The organism is Proteus sp. G2618 (assembly GCF_009915995.1).
Classification (GTDB): domain Bacteria; phylum Pseudomonadota; class Gammaproteobacteria; order Enterobacterales; family Enterobacteriaceae; genus Proteus; species Proteus terrae.
The window spans coordinates 216,058-234,347 of sequence record NZ_JAABNI010000016.1; the positions used below are offsets into that span (position 1 = coordinate 216,058).

The 18,290-nt window shown below is 38.4% G+C and carries 13 protein-coding genes; 4 read left to right on the forward strand and 9 right to left on the reverse strand.

The features are described 5' to 3' along the window. Positions 1-263: 263 nt before the first annotated feature. Positions 264-3,488, forward strand: coding sequence for an autotransporter Pta (pta, locus tag GWJ01_RS09310; protein ID WP_161711004.1), 3,225 nt, complete (start codon positions 264-266; stop codon positions 3,486-3,488). Between the two features lie 111 nt (positions 3,489-3,599). After that, positions 3,600-4,658, forward strand: coding sequence for a hypothetical protein (locus tag GWJ01_RS09315; RefSeq protein ID WP_161711005.1), 1,059 nt, complete (start codon positions 3,600-3,602; stop codon positions 4,656-4,658). A 25-nt stretch (positions 4,659-4,683) separates the two neighbouring features. Here GWJ01_RS09315 and GWJ01_RS09320 read toward each other — a convergent pair whose 3' ends face one another. Further along, positions 4,684-5,298, reverse strand: coding sequence for a LysE family translocator (locus GWJ01_RS09320; protein ID WP_109402040.1), 615 nt, complete (start codon positions 5,296-5,298; stop codon positions 4,684-4,686). A 174-nt stretch (positions 5,299-5,472) separates the two neighbouring features. Between GWJ01_RS09320 and folA the strand changes: the two genes are divergently transcribed. After that, positions 5,473-5,958 carry a type 3 dihydrofolate reductase gene (folA, locus tag GWJ01_RS09325; RefSeq protein ID WP_161711006.1) on the forward strand — a complete coding sequence of 162 codons (486 nt, stop codon included), beginning with the start codon at positions 5,473-5,475 and terminating at the stop codon, positions 5,956-5,958. Between the two features lie 442 nt (positions 5,959-6,400). Here folA and apaH read toward each other — a convergent pair whose 3' ends face one another. Genes apaH through lptD form a run of 6 tightly spaced genes read right to left on the reverse strand, consistent with a single transcriptional unit; the run spans position 6,401 to position 13,178 of the window. Further along, positions 6,401-7,222, reverse strand: coding sequence for a bis(5'-nucleosyl)-tetraphosphatase (symmetrical) ApaH (apaH, locus tag GWJ01_RS09330; RefSeq protein WP_109394093.1), 822 nt, complete (start codon positions 7,220-7,222; stop codon positions 6,401-6,403). 2 nt (positions 7,223-7,224) lie between these two features. Continuing rightward, positions 7,225-7,602: a Co2+/Mg2+ efflux protein ApaG gene (apaG, locus tag GWJ01_RS09335; protein WP_006535978.1), complete on the reverse strand. Its 378-nt coding sequence runs from the start codon at positions 7,600-7,602 to the stop codon at positions 7,225-7,227. A 25-nt stretch (positions 7,603-7,627) separates the two neighbouring features. Further along, positions 7,628-8,446 (reverse strand): 16S rRNA (adenine(1518)-N(6)/adenine(1519)-N(6))-dimethyltransferase RsmA, encoded by an 819-nt coding sequence (gene rsmA / locus GWJ01_RS09340; RefSeq protein WP_109394091.1) that lies wholly within the window; start codon positions 8,444-8,446, stop codon positions 7,628-7,630. After that, positions 8,439-9,437, reverse strand: a complete 999-nt coding sequence (gene pdxA / locus GWJ01_RS09345; RefSeq protein WP_109394090.1) for a 4-hydroxythreonine-4-phosphate dehydrogenase PdxA — start codon at positions 9,435-9,437, stop codon at positions 8,439-8,441. The genes rsmA and pdxA overlap by 8 nt, the downstream gene beginning before the upstream one ends. After that, on the reverse strand, positions 9,427-10,764 hold the full coding sequence (gene surA, locus GWJ01_RS09350; RefSeq protein WP_109402038.1) for a peptidylprolyl isomerase SurA: 1,338 nt from the start codon (positions 10,762-10,764) through the stop codon (positions 9,427-9,429). Before surA ends, pdxA begins: the two co-directional genes overlap by 11 nt. 50 nt (positions 10,765-10,814) lie before the next feature. Next, positions 10,815-13,178 carry an LPS assembly protein LptD gene (gene lptD / locus GWJ01_RS09355; RefSeq protein ID WP_109402037.1) on the reverse strand — a complete coding sequence of 788 codons (2,364 nt, stop codon included), beginning with the start codon at positions 13,176-13,178 and terminating at the stop codon, positions 10,815-10,817. A gap of 430 nt (positions 13,179-13,608) precedes the next feature. Here lptD and djlA point away from each other — a divergent pair, with 430 nt between their 5' ends. After that, positions 13,609-14,409: a co-chaperone DjlA gene (djlA, locus tag GWJ01_RS09360; protein ID WP_109394087.1), complete on the forward strand. Its 801-nt coding sequence runs from the start codon at positions 13,609-13,611 to the stop codon at positions 14,407-14,409. A gap of 243 nt (positions 14,410-14,652) precedes the next feature. On the opposite strand, the gene rluA is transcribed toward djlA, so the two are convergent. Both rluA and rapA read right to left on the reverse strand, forming a co-directional pair. Continuing rightward, positions 14,653-15,306: a bifunctional tRNA pseudouridine(32) synthase/23S rRNA pseudouridine(746) synthase RluA gene (rluA, locus tag GWJ01_RS09365; RefSeq protein ID WP_109394086.1), complete on the reverse strand. Its 654-nt coding sequence runs from the start codon at positions 15,304-15,306 to the stop codon at positions 14,653-14,655. 55 nt (positions 15,307-15,361) lie between these two features. Continuing rightward, a complete protein-coding gene (gene rapA / locus GWJ01_RS09370) occupies positions 15,362-18,265 on the reverse strand; it encodes an RNA polymerase-associated protein RapA (RefSeq protein WP_161711007.1) in 2,904 nt (967 codons plus the stop codon). Positions 18,266-18,290: the final 25 nt, after the last annotated feature.

Below are 18,290 nucleotides of genomic sequence, written 5' to 3' on the forward strand. Positions count from 1 at the left end.
ATTTAAATATTATTATCAATGAGGTTAATATTTGAATGGGTTAATTTTTATTGTTTGTAATATAATAATAAGCGATCTATTTTTGTTTAATCTATCTGTTAATTTGTGATTGCGTAGTCAATCTATCTATTTTTGTGGCATGAAATCATATTTTTGAGATGCCCTTCAAGTAATTATTTATCTAGAAACTAGAGAATCTTTGCGTCTTTTATTTTTGATCCTTAATTAATGTTATTAAATTTTAATATAACTGAAGGTACAGAATGAACAAAGAAATAGCTTTAAGTCACCATCACAAAATGAATAAAAAAAATAAAATAAATAATAATATATTTCAGCTTTCCATTGTTGCATCAGCACTTCTTTTTTCTGGATATTCCGTAGCATATTCAGAAGCTGGGCAATTAGGCGATGCAAAAAGTTGGGAAAGCCAAGAGTATCAAAAAGACTGGGGGCTAGCAGCTATGAATGCCTCTAGTGCTTATGCACTTGGTTTTCATGGGCAAGGTGCCAAAATCGGTGTAATGGACTCTGGTGCTTTATTATCACATCCAGAATTGAATGATGCACGTTTTCATGCAATAAAAGCCAAAGGTCAATATGGCACGACTGGTATGAGATACCCTCAGGAATTGGGTGGGCATTATGAAAAAGGCCAAGCCTTTGATGTTGATGGAGGCTGGATCAAAGGTGTGAATGATACACACGGAACACACGTTACAGGTACTGTAGGTGCAAACCGTGACGGTAATGGTATGCATGGGGTAGCGTGGGGAGCTGATGTTTATTTAGGAAATACAGGCGCAACGGACAGCAATAACTACGGCCCTTACCAAGATTACACCTATTTCTACACTGGCTGGAAAGCCATGGTCGATGCAGGTGCTCAGGTGATTAATAATAGCTGGGGTACAAATCCTCGTATTGTTAATACCATTCCAACAAAGGGGCCTGATGGTGGTACAACAACAAATCATATGCCAGTAGATACCACGGCGCAAACCGAATACGAATATTTCTACTTTAAAAAAGTCTATGGCGATAAACCATCCTTTGTTGATGCCGCTTATGACGCAGTAAAAGGTACTAACGTTGTTCAAGTTTTTACAACGGGTAACCGTGACTTTGCTCAACCTTATTATCGTCCTCTTTATCCTTACTTTAATCCTGAAGCAGAGAAACATTGGATTGCGGTTGCAGGACTTGAGCAAACAGCTGATAAATCTGGATATCAGCTTGTTAAAGTTTTTAATGAAGCGGGTAATGCCAAATGGTGGACTGTCGTAGCACCAGGTCGTGCTATTTATTCCTCTATTGTTAACGAAGATGGTAGTGCTGATTGGGCTGCATATAGTGGTACATCAATGGCGGCACCTCATGTGACAGGCGCAATGGGTGTATTGATGTCGCGTTACGAGTCAATGAATGCGATGCAAGTTCGTGATGTGATGTTTACAACTGCTAATCACCGTAATCCAGATGGCTCTTTATATGATAGCTGGACTGCTGCTGAAGGTACGCCTGATGTGCGTTATGGCTGGGGTACCCCAGATTTAGATAAAGGGATGTATGGTCCGGGTCAATTCTTAGGTAAATTTGAATATAACTTAAGTATGACACCGCTTGATGTCTGGACAAATGATATTTCACAAACTGCGTTAGATCTACGTGAACAAGAAGATTTAGCATGGCTGAAAGACTATCAAGAGAAGGGCATTGTAGCAGGTGGTGATTATAATCTAGGAACGGATTTTGTTATTAACGATGGTAACCCAGATCCAACTTCCCATATTGTTAGCAAAGAAGATGCTGAGAAATGGCGTCAAGAGTATTACCAAAAACGTGCTGATGCTATTCAAGCTAAAATTGACGCCGGTTTGTATGATGGTGCTTTAGTTAAGAAAGGTGAAGGCACATTGGTTATGACTGGCGATAATACTTATCGTGGTGGTACAACAGTCGAGCAAGGAACGTTATATGGCTTTACCGAATCGTTTGGTACTGAAGCAGTTAATGTCAACGGTGGTAAATTAAGTGTTATTGATCGCTATAACGATACCTTCACACAACAAGGCCAATTAGCATCAAATGAGAGTCATAAAGCCAATATCAATATCAACGATAAAGGAACGTATTTAGTTACCGTTGGACACGATGTTAATGTTGGTGATATGGCCTTAAATAAAGGGGCTAGTTTAGATGTTGGTGCCGATAACGAAGGCCAATTAAAAGATATCTATCTTAATAATAGTGTCGCGACAGGAACAGTTAATGCGGACAATTTAGTTGATAACCGCAATAAAACTAAAATGTTAGCAAATAACAATCCAAATAGTGATTATGCATTATTCGATAAAAATGTTTCTGTAAAAGACAACACAATTACAGGTACATTAAGTAAGAAAGAAAATACGTCTTTAGCCACATTTGCTAATAATGAAAATGGTCGCTCTATTGCGAATACATTGGATAGCACAGGTCGTGGCGATTTATTCAATGCAGTATTACCAATGAATGAAAGAGATTTGAGCAAGACTTATAATTCATTGGGTAGCGATATGTACCTTAATGCTAACAATGCAAGTGTCGTGAATGTGTTAGGTTTAACACGTACTGTGAAAGATCAAGCAATAGGTATTGGTCAAGGCCGTTATGCTAAATTGGATAATAGCAATGCACGCATTTGGATGACAGGTATTGGCCAATGGGGTAGTGCTGATTATGGCCATAGTAATATGGATGTTGATTTCTATGTCGGCTTATTAGGTGCAGAAATTGATGTGACCGAAAATACCAAAGCTGGTTTATTCTTTGGTGCGGGTTCAACTAAATATAAAGGTAATGAACACGGTAAAATAGATAGTAACGATATTCATATTGGTGCTTATGGTGTGTCTAATCTGTATGATGTGGCTTCATTAAACTATGGTTTCACACATACTAACCAAGATAGAGATGCAAAAAGAACACTTTGGGTAGGACAAAATGCAGGTTATAACTCTACAAGTTATGATGCAAAAATTACTCAAATTTTCTTAGAAGGTGCTTATACTCAATTTAATACTAATCAGTACTCTATTGAGCCATATGCAGGATTTAGCTGGTTGCGTGTATCAACTGATGATATCAATGAAAATGTCGGTAATATGAAATTTACCACTAAGACTGATTCACAAGATATTCAAATCGGTACTATTGGTTTACGTGGTGGATATCCATTTATGGCTGGCAACGTTAATATGGCTTTAAAAGGCGATATTTCTGCAAGTCATTTATTTGGTGATAACCGTCCTGAATCACGCCTCTTCTTATCAAATTCAGGTGATGCAACATTACGTGGTGGCAAACTGGATAATCTATTTGGTGTTGGCTTAGGTGTTGATGCGCAATTAAGCAAATCAACGACTTTCGGTATTTCTTACCAAGGTCAATATAATAGTGATGTAAGCTCAAGTGGTATCAATGCAACACTGAAAATTAATTTCTAAATATTATTTGTTTTTTGATATTTAAAGCCCTTAGTGATAAGGGCTTTTTTTTGTATTTATTGTCATTATTTTCATTTATAAATTTAGTTGTTTTAAACTTAAGGAGTATTTATGATTTTAAAATTAAATAATAATTCATCATCCGAAATGTATATTAATAATAAAGAAACTTCTGATCTTGATATGATAAAAAATAGACTGGATAAAATAGAGAATACTCATTTTTCTTTATTTTTATCATGTAAGAATAAAGGGTTGACACATAAGATTATTGAAAAAATAAAGTTTATTTTTAATGTTAAAAAGAAAATAGGTTCTATTAATATAGCTGGAAAACTTAATCACAATATACTTTTAACTGATGATATATGTGAAAAAAAAGTTAAGGATATTGATAAAATAAAAATTACTAAAGAGCAACTTCATGAGTTCATTGTTGATTATAACAAGGGAGATAACTCCGTATCATTTAATTGGTTTGTTGAGCAATACGTTAAAACTAAAGGTGATTTGTTGTTAGTTATAAAAACAGCATGTTTTTTAAAAAATAATAAGGATAACTTTAATCTATTAAAGCTAATATCTAATTCTTCATGCCAATTAAATATTTTATATTTATTCAATTTTCTAATAATGGAAACCAATAATAAAGTTAAAAAAGAAATTTTTTTCAATATTATTGATGATTATTTTAGTGGAAATAAAACTAGCTTCGAATCTAATCAGGCGTTAAAAAGAGCCGATTTTCTTTTGAAAAATAATTATCTCATTAAATGGTCGGATGAATTAAAAAGTGCATTTAAAAATATAATAGAGAATATGATAAATAGAAATATCGATCTTGATTTTTTTCTCAAAGGTATTGATGATTTTGAACTTATTGATGTGAAAGAATATTTTAATAAGTATGGAACTGCTGATAATTATGTAAAAAACTTGAATGATACAATACAACAATATATAGCCGATTATCCAGAAAAAGATGAATGTAAAAAAATTATTAATTATATTGTTGATAGTAAATCAAAAATTAATGATCTTTGTGAGGACTATTTAAATAAAATTAAGGATGATTTATTTATGGATAAAGAACAATATTTAATTAGATTTGAGCAAGTTATAGACTTTTTTGATGAATATAATAAGAATAGTGAAAATAAAGCACCTTGATAGATGCTTTGCTCCAAGAATGCAGTTAGCTCAATGCGACTTTAATGCCTAAACCAATCAGTACAACACCGAGTACTTTATCAATTACTTTTTGGACTTTATTAAGCACTTTTCTGACAGGTGCACTTTGAATTAATAAAACCAATAAAGGCCAGTAAACTATGGCTAAGCCCCAAATAATAAAGGCATACCACAATTTTTCACCAATACTTGAATCAACACTTAACACCTGTGTGAAAACGGCAAGAAAGAACAAGGTGGCTTTAGGATTAAGTAAATTACAGAGGAAACCTTGCATAAAGGCTTTTTTAAAGCTGATCTGCGAATGCTTATCTGAGTCTTCATCAATCGAATGATTAGATTTTGAGAGCAAACTCTGAAAACCGATCCATAGCAAATAAACAGCACCTGCATATTTCAAAATGGAAAAGAGCCAAGGCGTTGTTGTGATAAGAACGGCAATACCTGCAACACAATATGACATATGTACAAGTAATGCTGCCACAATTCCCATTGCAGTCATCATTGCCGCAGATCGTTGATAACGCGCTGCATTTTTTACAACGAGAAAAAAGTCAGGGCCTGGTGAAATCATACCGAGTAAAGCAATTGTAAAAACAACTAAAGAAGTTTCAAGCATAATAGCGCCTTGTATATAACAATATTATAATGATTGAATCTTATATGATTAAGTTAACACTTCGAGTATAAAGCAATTATTTATTATCAAGGAAGCATAATTTGTATCGACTCAGGTTTTAGCTTTACGTATAGTGTGAACAGTTTTTTCCCATCTTTACCCGTAGGTGTGTAAATGAATATTAATTTAATCGCAGCATTAGCGATGGATCGCATTATTGGTATGGAAAAGGCAATGCCTTGGACATTACCGGGTGACCTCGCATGGTTTAAAAAGAATACGCTAAATAAACCCGTTATTATGGGCCGGGTGACTTATGAGTCTATTGGACGTCCTTTACCGAATCGTCTTAATATTGTTTTAAGTAGCCAGCCAGGAACAGAGAGCGATGTTGTTTGGGTTAAATCTGTAGAAGAAGCTTTGCAAGCGGCTGAAAATAATGAAGAAATCATGGTGATAGGTGGTGGTAAAGTGTATGAGCAATTTCTGCCTATGGCAAATACACTCTATCTCACTCACATCGATGCTGAAGTTATCGGTGATACAACATTCCCGGATTATGAGCCTGATGAGTGGGATTCTACCTTTATGGAATACCATGAAGCAGATGAAAATAACTCACATAACTACTGCTTCGAAATATTAAAAAGAAGAAAATAACAAGAATTAAATAAAAAGGGAGATTAAATATCTCCCTTTTTATCATTCCTATTTTATTAATATAAAAATAATAAGAATGAAGATTTATTATTCTACTTAAATATTTCTTTTTATAAAAAGAGCATTATTTTAAACCAACCATTATTTATATTTTAATAAACTCATTTTATAAGAATAATATATGAGATATTAATCAATATAGAGATTTTTTATTCTCAATATCGTGTTTTTTTATACTTATTTCGCTGTAAAAAAAAATAACACATTGATTATTAATGATTAAATTTATAAATATTTTTAGGTGTTCGTTTTTGTGTATAAAACGTTCTCTTTAGAAGAAAAAAGAGTAATTTAGGTAATATGTGAGGGGTAAAATCAACATAGCGCAAAAGGCAATGTAGCCATTTTTGCGCTTGAAATAGGAAGGGGGATAATAGGTGAGTTATTTGGGAGCAGAAAGACTAGATTGAGTGAAGTACTGTTTGTCTTCCCAACGTAAGCAAGTGAGATTTCCACCCCAACAACATCCTGTATCTAACGCATAAACATTATCAGGAGTGCCCTTCCCTTCAAGAGAGGCCCAATGCCCAAATATAATGCTATAACCTTCAGGTAATTGACTTGGTAAATCGAACCAAGGTTTTAATGGTGCGGGGGCTTCTTGTGGTTTATCTTTGCATATCATATCAAGCTGACCATTAGGAAAGCAGTAACGCATACGTGTGAGTGCATTAGTGCTAAAGCGTAATCGCGCTAGACCTGAAAGCTCTGGTGACCAGTTGTTCGGTAAATCGCCATACATTGAGTTAATAAACAAAGGGTAGCTATCACTACTTAAAATAGCTTCAACTTCACGAGCACACATTTTGGCTGTTTCTAAATCCCATTGTGGCGTGATCCCTGCGTGAGCCATAATAATTTTCTTGTCTTCATCAACTTGCAGTACAGGTTGGCGTCTTAACCAATTAATTAATTCATCTGCATCTGGCGCATTGAGCAAGTTATTCAGCTGATCTCTTGGTTTATTGCGACTAATTTTTGCAAATACACCTAAAAGATGAAGATCATGATTACCCAAGACGAGTTTAAGTGAAGTACCTAAGCTTTTTACAAAGCGTAGTACTTCGAGTGAGTCAGGGCCTCGTGCAACAAGATCACCCGTTAACCATAATGTGTCTTGCGTTGGATCGAAACTGACTTTATCAAGAAGATGACGTAGTTCATGGTAACAGCCATGAATATCACCAATTAAATAAGTTGCCATAGTTAGTTTATCAATGTTGGAAGTGCAAGGCGGAAAACGGGGATCTCTATTTGAAATAATCGGCCATCAGTGTCAATCATTTCATAATGGCCTTCCATTGTTCCCATCGGTGTTTCAAGAACGGCACCACTGGTATAGCGGTACTGTGTGCCTGGCTCAATAAGCGGCTGTTCGCCGACAACACCTTCACCTCGAACCTCAGTGGTATTACCTTGTGCATTGGTGATTAACCAATAGCGGCGCAGGAGGCGAATTGCACATTTATTCAAATTATGAATTGATATGGTATAAGCAAAAACATATCGTTCATCTTCAGGGGAAGATTGGCTTTCAATGTAAACGCTTTGTACCTGTATCGCCACTTTTGATGAGGTGAACATAGTGCCTCCTGTCTCTGGCTTTATCTTATGCTTGTGAGTCTTGCTTTTGCGATAACCAGTTTGCCACTTTGCAGTATTGCTCAACAGAAATATTTTCTGCTCTTGCAGTTGGATCAATATCAAGTGCTATCATATCTTCTGCTGTGAGTAATCCGCCTAAGCTATTACGTAGTGTTTTACGGCGTTGATTGAATGCTTGAGCGGTAATACGGCTAAGCATTGCAATATCCGCTACTGGGTATGGTTTTTCTTTGTAAGGGATCAAGCGAACAACCGCTGAATCAACTTTAGGTGCTGGTTTAAATGAGGTAGGTGGAACTTCAAGTACAGGGATGATTTGGCAATAATATTGCGCCATCACACTTAAGCGACCATAAGTTTTGCTACCGTGACCAGCAACAAGTCGATTAACCACTTCTTTTTGCAACATAAATGTCATATCAGAAATTGCGTCAGCAAAACTGAATAAGTGGAACATAAGTGGTGTAGAAATGTTATAAGGCAAGTTACCAAAAACACGCAGAGGCTGCTGACGCTCTTTTGCTAATTGTGCAAAATCGATCGTCATTGCATCTTGCTGAATAATGGTCAGCTTGTCTTTTAATGTAGGATGAACTTCTAAACGAGCGGCTAAATCACGGTCAATTTCTACAACCGTCATTTTATCCATTCTTGCGCCTACTGGCTCTGTAATTGCACCTAAACCAGGTCCAATTTCAACAATGGCTTCACCGGGTTGAGGATAAATGGATTCAACAATACTTTCAATAATATAGCTGTCTGTTAAAAAGTTCTGCCCGAAGCGTTTGCGGGCAAAGTGCCCCTGATGGACTCTATTATTCATTACAATTTTGTATCATATTAATGGCTAAATTTAATGCGGTGCAAAAACTGCCAGCATCTGCGCTTTTCGTACCTGCAAGCTCAAGGGCGGTGCCATGATCAACAGAAGTACGGATAAAAGGAAGGCCAAGAGTTATATTCACGGCGCGACCGAAACCTTCATATTTTAGCACAGGTAATCCCTGATCGTGATACATCGCAAGCACCGCATCAGCATGTGTTAAATATTTAGGTTGGAATAAGGTATCAGCGGGGTAAGGCCCATGAAGATGAACACCTTGCTGACGTAATTGTGTTAATGCAGGCTCAATAATATCAATTTCTTCACGTCCCATATGACCACTTTCTCCTGCATGAGGATTAAGGCCACAAACGTAAATTTGAGGTTCCGCTATACCAAATTTAGTTTTTAAATCGTGATTTAAAATGGTGATAATTTCATGTAGAAGCTCACCTGTAATTGCATCCGCCACATCTCGTAGTGGTAAATGTGTGGTTGCCAAGGCGACTCTTAATGTATCTGTCGCCAGCATCATAACAACACGTTCACAATGGCTACGATCAGCAAAAAACTCGGTGTGCCCTGTAAAATGCACACCTGCATCATTGATAATACCTTTATGAACCGGCCCAGTCACAAGTGCTGAAAATTCACCATTTAGGCAGCCATCACAAGCACGAGCTAATGTTTCCACAACGTATAACCCATTGCGCTTATCTAATGTACTTGGAATGACATTAGTGTGGAGTGCGATTGGGAGTACACAAATTTGACTTGGTGTGTGTGCTTGAGGAGGCGTGGCAGGATCGTATTCAACTAATGAAAGAGGCAGGTTTAACAATTCTGCTCTTGTTTTAAGTAATTGAGGATCAGCACAAACAACCCAAGGTAAATCCCAACTCATTTGTGCTAATGAGATAATAAGGTCAGGACCAACCCCGGCTGGTTCGCCGGGGGTGATAACAAGTGGTTTTATTTGCTTAGTTTGCATTATTCTCGTTCATTATTTTTACATAAGCCCCAACTCGTAGCTCTTGTATCCAGTTTTGTACTTCTTCATTAAATTTACGGTTGAAGAGTAAACGGTATGCTTGTTCTTTATTCGCGGCATCTGTTTTATCAACACTACGAGTGTCTTCTAATTCAATTAAATGCCAGCCAAAGTTAGAACGAACAGGTTGGCTTAATTCGTTTTTATTTAAGCGCATTAACGCATCACGGAATGCCGGATCGTAAACATCTGGCATTGACCATCCTAACTCACCGCCACGTAATGCTGAACCTGGATCTTCAGAGTACTCTTTTGCTGCATCAGCAAAGGTCATTTTACCACTGCGAATATCGGCAGAGATCTGCTGTAACTTGGCATAGGCTTGCTCATCATTCATGATTGGTGAGCTTTTTAGCAGAATATGACGGCTTTTAACTTCTGTAACAGAAAGGGTATTAGTTCCACCACGAACATCGTTTACTTTGATAATGTGTAAGCCAACGCCAGAGTGAAGAGGCCCTACGATTTGACCTTTTTGTGCATTTGTTAATTCTTTAGCAAACAGAGTGGGTAATTCATCAATAGATGCCCAACCCATGTTACCGCCATTTAAAGCTTGTGGATCAGCAGAATAAGTTGCAGCCAATTTACCGAAATCTGCACCATTTTTAAGCTGGTTCATAATGCGAGTAATGACTTGTTTTGCTTTTTCCATTTCTGCTGGCGCAGGATTTTCTGATAATGGAATTAAGATATGGCTCAGATTTAGATCAATACTTTGGCTTGCTTGGCTTTCAATTTGCTTAGCAAGAGAATCAACTTCTTGAGGTAAAATAGTAATACGGCGACGCACTTCATTGTTACGAACTTCTGCCAACATCATCTCTTTACGAATATCTTGGCGATAATCATTGTAAGAAATACCATCAGCTGCAAGGCGTTTTTTCAGTTGTTCAAGTGAAATTTTATTTTCAGCAGCAATGCCCTGAATTGTAGATTCTACTGCAGCATCAGGAATATCAATTTGCATTTGCTGTGCCATTTGCAAAATGATGTTATCCATGACCAAACGCTCTAGAATTTGTTGGCGAAGAACTTGCTCATCTGGCATCTCTTGACCCGCATTTTTTGCGTTCATTTTGACCGTCTGTAGCATTCTGTTGACGTCACTTTCTAGAACGACACCGTTATTGACGATAGCCGATACACGGTTTAATTCTTGTGCAGCAAATGTTGTTGAGCTGGTAGCTGCGCCGACCGTGATCATTAAGCCGATAAACAGCGTTTTCCAATTTTTCATAAGTTTCCCATTATGTATTTTCCGCATCTAATTGCGGGGTGACATATTTATTCAGCCAATTCCGTAGTCTGATTAAATCAGAATGCTCTTTGATAAGGTAAGATACCGCGTTCAAGCATTTTCTGGCTACCCAAACTATGATTGTTACTTAGGCCTCTGAGTTCCACATTGACAGACCATTTATTATCAATATCGCTGTGGTCAACTTTCCAACCAACAATTTTTCGTTCATAACCCACATTCACAGCCCAGCAACAGGTGTTGTATTGCAGACCAACCATTTGGCTAACAGGCTCTGATTCTTTGGTATCAAAGTAATAAGCACCTACAAGTCCCCAACGCTCTGCTAATGGCCAACTTCCTACGACACCAACTTGTGAAATACCTTTTTGGTATTCAGGAAGTTTATTAATACTACCATCGTAAGGGCGAACACGCGTTGCTTGGATATAGTCACGATCAACATAACGATAGCTTAACTGTAGAAGATGATCGCTATCTGCGCGATATTCCATAACAGCATCGCCCATTGAGACGCTACCTAAACGACGGTCATATTGTAAACCACCACGCATACCTACGGTATCAGTGATCCTCCAATAAGCGTCACCTGCCCATACCATTGAACCTGTTTCATCTTTGCTATTGATGATTTCGTTTGATGAACCTGTTTTCGGACGTTCAAAGAAGTAGATTTGACCCACAGAAACGTTAAAACGTTCAACTAATTCGCTATCATAAAAACGTGAAGTGATACCTGTTGTTAATTGGTTTGCAGATGCAATGCGGTCTAAGCCACCATACATTCTATCGCGGAAAAGTCCGCCATAGTTTGATTGTAATAAAGCGGAGTCAAAGTTATTGATATTAGACTGATCTTTATAAGGGACATAAAGATATTGAACTCGAGGCTCAAGAGTTTGCGTAATATCGTTTGTTTGGTATTGACGCTCAAAAACCACTTTCATATCAGATTTAAACTGTGGTAATACACGATTAACACTGTCATCTAATTTATTAGGGTTATTTTTTTTATACGCGTCAGGAATATCTTGGTCATAATGGGTTGCCATTAACTTCAATTCATTATTAAAGCTTGCCCAGCCTGTAGATGCAGGGAGTGAAATCGTTGGCTCAATATGAAAACGATTTGCTTCAGGAATATTATCTCCGACGCTGGTAAAGCGAGCAAATTGAGCGTAAGTACGGAAATCAAACGGCCCTATATCATTCTTGTAATAATTGAGATCAAGCTGTGGCTCTGCGCGATAAGCTTTTGCATCTTTATTATCAGAGAAGACTTGGAACTGTTTAGTGGTTAATGTGGCATTCCAGTTCTGTTGTGCATAACCCGTACTAAATTTCTGAGTTGCATAACCATCTGTGGTGTTACCATATTGAGAGGTAAAATCAGTGAAGTATTTGTTATCACTTACTTTTGTGTAGTCGATATTAAATCGCCACACATTATTCATCACACCACTGTGTCCCCAGTAGAATAACCAACGATTTGCTGTATCACGAGGAAGATAGCCCGCTTTATTTTCGTCTTTATCTTTATTGTATTGGCTATCGTGATTAATCCAATCTACAGCGATGGTGCCGCGTCCTGGCGTGGTTAAATAACGGAATTCATTATCTAATTTTAAACCACGACGACTAATATAGTTGGTGGTGATGGTCGCATCATAATTAGGGGCAATATTCCAATAGTAAGGGAGTTGGAAATCAAAGCCTGAACTACGAGAATAGCTTCCGTTTGGAATTAAGAAACCTGAACGGCGTTTATCACCAATCGGTAATTGAAGATAAGGGCTATAAAAGATAGGCACATTGGCTACACGAAAACGTGCATTCCAGATTTCAGCGACTTGTTCTTCGCGGTCTAAAATAACTTCTGAGCCGACAACGCTCCAGCTATCATCTCCTGGTAAACAAGACGTGAACATGCCTTTATCCATAATGGTATAGCGATTTTCACCACGCATTTGCATTTTATTAGCGTAACCACGGCCTTGACGGCCAACCATTTGGTAATCACCTTGCTCGATGTCCGTATCTTTATTATTAAGGTTAGACCAAGCACGAGGGCCTTTTAAGATGATTTGAGGATCATCATAAGACACATTTCCCGTTGCTGTGACCATTCTTAATGGTGTTTCTCCCTCAGTTTGTGTCAGTTCAACACTGTCTGCACTTAAGGTTTGGTTTCCCTGTTTAATATCAACATCACCTTTATATTTGACCATGCGAGGATACTCACCTTGCATATCATTTGCAGTGATAGTGACAGGCAAGCTGTTAGGATCGCCCTGTACTAATGGTTTGTTATAAACAGGAACTCCCAGTAAACACTGGGAGGCAAGATCAGCATAAGCAGGCTGACCGTATATTGTGGCCCAAACTAGGGTGGCCAGCAGTGTGGGATAACTTTTTTTCATAAGTATTTATGTGCTTCCGTCATCAGTGGCTTCGTGCTGATAAACAGCGAGAAACTAACGCAGGGAGTTATGCGACACCAGCCCAACGTTCTGAACATTGTTCTAACGGTAACCGAAAAATAGGCGTAAGCCTCATTTTTTCGATGTTTCTGTGTTGAAATAGGGTTATAGCCTTATTAGAAACAAAAAAACACCGCGCTGATGCGGTATTTCGTGCTGTATAACAACGCTAAAGTTATTTGTTTGGTCACTCATTTTACTTTAACACAATTTAAACGAAAACAGCATTACCTCTGTCCAAAGAGAAACAGTAAATCTCTTCATTTTAAGAAAAAGTCTATTTAGAGGTTGCTTGGTGTTAGGTGTGCAAGCAAATGAATAGTATGATAATGCAAAATTGCAGTCAGAGCATTGAAGATTTGAGGAGTCTATGCGCTATTGGGGAAAATTATTAGGCCTTGCCATTGGTAGTTTTGCAGGAATAGGCTTTTGGGGCATTGTTATTGGTGTTTTTCTTGGGCACCTCTATGACATGCAACGAAGTAAATTAGGAAATGGTGGGCGCTATACGCGTGATAGACAAGCTTTTTTCTTTGCTGCAACCTTTCAAGTTTTAGGGCACCTGACAAAATCAAAAGGGCGAGTGACTCAAACCGACATCTCTCTTGCCAGCGAATTAATGGATCGCATGAATCTGCATGGTGTTGGTCGTCAAGCAGCACAACAAGCTTTTAGAGAAGGTAAATCACCTGATTTTCCCTTAAGAGCCACATTGCAACGCGTTCGACAAATTTGTGTGGGGCGTCGCGACTTACTTCAGATGTTTCTGGAAATCCAATTACAAGCTGCTTTTGCGGATGGTCAACTGCATCCAAATGAAAGAAAAATGCTGTTTATTATTATCGATGAGCTAGGTTTTTCTCGTGCACATTTTGAACATATATTAGCAATGATGCAGGCTGGTCAGAATTTTCATTATCAAAGTGGACAGGGGTATCAGCCTCAACCCCAAGCCCCAACGCTCTCTGATGCGTGTAAGGTACTTGGCGTTGATGAGAATGATGATGTTAAAACCATAAAGAGAGCTTATCGAAAATTAATGGGGGAACATCATCCGGATAAACTTGTTGCGAAAGGTTTACCGCCAGAAATGATGGAAATTGCAAAACAAAAAGCACAGTCTATACAAGTTGCTTACGATTTGATTAAAAAAGAAAAAGGATTTCGTTAACATCTTGTAAAAGAATATGAGAAAAGAGAGAATTATTCCGTGATAGAGATAACTTAGGTTGAGTTGAGTTTATTATTTATCACGGTAAAATATAAGTGAAATTTAATTATTTCATTCTCTCTTCTCTTAAAAAAGGAACTATATCCATGTCAAACGTCCGTGTTCTTGTTGGGGTTATGGGATTAGCGCTTTGCCTGCTCCTTGCTTCATTGAGTTCAGTGACTGTTTTAGTGTCATAAGACACTAAAAATCGGCAAGGCATTCAAAATGTATCGGGGATCGGAAAGCAGGATGCGTAATAAATAATTCCTGAGCATGTAACTGCAGGCGAGATGCCATCGCTCTTGCCTGCGGATGTGCATAAAAGCGATCCCCTAAAATAGGATGCCCCAACGCTAACATATGTACCCGCAATTGATGTGAACGCCCTGTAATTGGCGATAATTTTACTCTTGTCGCATTCTCTTCATATTCCAACACCTCATAAAAAGTTTGCGCCGCTTTCCCAGTTTCATGACAGACTTTTTGTTTTGGTCGATTAGGCCAATCACAAATCAAAGGTAAATCAACTAACCCTTCTTCTTTTTCGATATGTCCCCAAACGCGAGCAATATAGGTTTTTTTCGGCTCACGCTCACGAAATTGACGCTTTAGTTCGCGCTCTGCTTCTTTGTTAAGTGCAACAACGATAACGCCACTAGTTGCCATATCAAGGCGATGTACACACTCAGCATTCGGAAATTCTGCTTTAATGCGTGACATAATACTGTCGTTATGCTCTGGCGCTTTGCCCGGTACTGATAGTAATCCGCTGGGTTTATTGACAGCAATAATATGCTCATCTTGATATAAAACATGTAACCAAGGATCAGTCGGCGGGTTATACACTTCCATCATGGCGGATATCTCATCAAAACAACGGGGAGTAAAATACTCCCCGCTTTAACGGTGATTATTGGTGGGTAACGACAATTAAGCGAATTGAGTCTAAACGCCACGTTGCTTCATCTAAATGATTAAGAATATGAGCACGTTCATTTTCAATTGCTTCGACTTCATCATCACGAATATTTGGGTTTACCGCACGTAAAGCTTCTAAGCGCGATAATTCATGAGTTAGCACGCGATCTGCTTCTTCCTTCGCTTTTTGGATAAGTTCTTTTGCTTCGACTTCCATTAAAGGTTCAGACGTTTTCAGTACATGGTGGACTTCACTTTGTACTGCATTGACTAATTTGCTAGAAGTATGACGATTAACAGCATTTAATTGACGGTTAAAGCTTTCAAACTCAACTTGAGATGCAAGATTATTACCTTTTAGATCAAGTAATAAGCGAACCGGTGTTGCAGGTAAGAAACGACTTAAGTGAAGATGCTTAGGCGCTTGCGCTTCTACGACATAAATCAGTTCAACTAACAGCGTTCCCACTGGCAATGCTTTATTTTTCAATAAAGAAACGGCACAACTTCCTGTATCGCCAGATAAAATCAAATCTAAGCCATTACGGATAATAGGGTGTTCCCAACTGATAAATTGGGTATCTTCACGAGATAGCGCTTGCTCTCTATCAAATGTGATAGTGCAACCATCTTGCGGTAAACCAGGGAAATCGGGCACTAACATATGATCAGATGGCGTTAAAATAATTAAGCTATCACTACGATCTTCTTGATTAATACCAACAATATCAAACAAGTTCAGTGCAAAGTTCACTAATTCAGGATCGTTATCTTGTGCTGCAATTTCACCTGCCAACTCAACACCGACTTCACCACCGTTAGAGTGCATTTCTAATAGGCGGTCGCGGCCTTGTTCAAGTTTGAGCTTCATTTCATCATGCTGTTTACGACAAGCGACAATAAAGTCATCAAAATCAGCTAACTCATTAGGCTGTGCAAGGTAATTAACGAGAGCATCATATTTATTGTCATAAATAGTACGGCCAGTCGGACAAGTATGCTCAAAGGCATCTAAGCCTTCATGATACCAGCGTAATAATACAGATTGAGCGGTACCTTCAAGATAAGGAATGCTAATATCAATATCGCGGTTTTGACCAATACGATCGAGACGACCAATACGTTGTTCGAGTAAATCAGGGTTAAATGGCAGATCAAACATAACCAGTTGATTAGCGAACTGGAAGTTACGTCCTTCAGAGCCGATTTCTGAACATAGCAGAACTTGTGCGCCTTCTTCTTCAGAAGCAAAATAAGCTGCAGCGCGATCGCGTTCAAGTAATGACATACCTTCGTGGAAGACTGCTGCACGAATACCTTCACGCTCACGTAAAACTTGCTCTAATTGCAGCGCTGTTGCAGCTTGAGCACAAATTACTAGTACTTTTTCATTACGATTTGCAGTTAAGAAACCTAGTAACCATTCAACACGTGGGTCGAAGTTCCACCATGTTGCGTTTTCACCTTCAAATTCTTGGTAAATACGTTCAGGATAGAGCATCTCTTTTGCACGAACTTCGAGACTCTTTTTGGCTGCCATAATCTCAGCCACTTTAATTGCAGTTTGATATTGCGTTGGCAGTGGCATTTTGATCGCATGAAGTAAGCGATTAGGGAAACCTTTAACACCAGAACGTGTGTTACGGAATAACAAACGACCCGTTCCATGCCTGTCCATTAACATATGGATAAGTTCTTGGCGAGATTTAGTACGTTCTTCACCTTGCGTATTTGCTGCTTTCAGCAATGGCTCAACATCTTGCTCGCTGATCATTTCGCTGATGATATTTTGTTGTTCGGTATTTAAATCATCTTCTGATAGCAAAATAGTGACAGCATCGGCAACAGGGCGGTATTTTTGTTGCTCATTAATAAATTCGTTGTAGTCATGGAAACGACTTGGATCAAGCAGACGTAAACGTGCAAAGTGGCTTTCTTGACCTAACTGCTCTGGGGTTGCAGTTAATAGCAATACAGAAGGAATAGATTCCGCTAACTCTTCAATTACTTGATATTCACGGCTTGGTGCATCTTCACTCCAAACAAGGTGATGAGCTTCATCGACAACTAACATATCCCATGTTGCTTCGACTAAGTGTTCAAAACGTTGCTTGTTTTTACGCACAAAATCTAAAGAGCAGATGATCATCTGTTCTGTTTCAAATGGATTATCGCTATCTAATAAAGATTCGCTATAACGGCTATCATCAAACAGTGAGAAACGTAGATTGAAACGGCGTAACATTTCAACTAACCACTGATATTGTAAGCTTTCAGGCACAATAATCAACACACGCTCAGCACGACCATCCATTAATTGCTGGTGGATAATCATACCGGCTTCAATTGTTTTACCTAAACCAACTTCATCAGCTAATAATACGCGAGGGTTATGACGTTTACCCACTTCATTGGCGATATAAAGCTGATGAGGTATAAGGCTTGCGCGGATCCCTCGTAAACCACTTTGTGCTTGCTTAAACTGCTCGCTCATAAACTTACGCGCGCGGTAGCGTAATGCAAAGCGATCCATACGGTCGATTTGACCTGCAAAGAGGCGATCTTGCGGTTTATTAAAAGTGAGTTTGTTATCTAAGAATACTTCACGTAATTGTGCTGGCTCTTCAGTGTCTAAACGTACACCATGGTAGATAAGTAGGCCGTTATCTTCTACAACGTTATCGATGGCGAGCTTCCAGCCTTCGTGACTGGTGACAGTATCCCCTGCATTAAACATCACCCGCGTTATTGGTGCATCATGACGGGAGTAAAGGCGGTTTTCGCCACAGGCAGGAAAAAGTAAGGTGACCATGCGGGCATCAACTGCCACAACAGTACCCAGTCCAAGCTCGCTTTCAGTATCGCTAATCCAACGTTGACCAAGAGTAAAAGGCATATATATAAACTCAGCTCTCAAATAT